General features: G+C 34.0%; 1 protein-coding gene. It reads left to right on the top strand.

Annotation, left to right across the window (positions count from 1 at the left end; genetic code table 11):
• Nucleotides 1-36 precede the first annotated feature (36 nt).
• The coding region (locus R0J87_RS22700) for a hypothetical protein (protein WP_498889175.1) at nucleotides 37-253 on the top strand (217 nt) is incomplete at its 3' end.

Below are 253 nucleotides of genomic sequence, written 5' to 3'. Positions count from 1 at the left end.
ATGAATGAATCGTCTCGTATAGCCAGTATGAGAAATGTGGACAATAGCATCCGTACAGAAGAAGGAAAGGTTGAATTATCTGAGAGGGCTTTCGAATTGAATTTTGAAAGCTCATTTAAAGAAAAATCCAATGTGAATCTTGGTAAAACATCTTTCAAATATCAGTATTTGAAAGACAAAGATGGAAAAATGAAAGCTGTAAAAATTGCATTGACAGACGAAAAAAAGAAAACCTATCGGACGACATTAGTCG

Source organism: Halomonas sp. SIMBA_159, assembly GCF_046536035.1.
Lineage (GTDB): Bacteria > Pseudomonadota > Gammaproteobacteria > Pseudomonadales > Halomonadaceae > Vreelandella > Vreelandella venusta_A.
The sequence above is the reverse complement of the archived record's forward strand: the minus strand, read 5'-3'. Positions and strand labels throughout refer to the sequence as shown.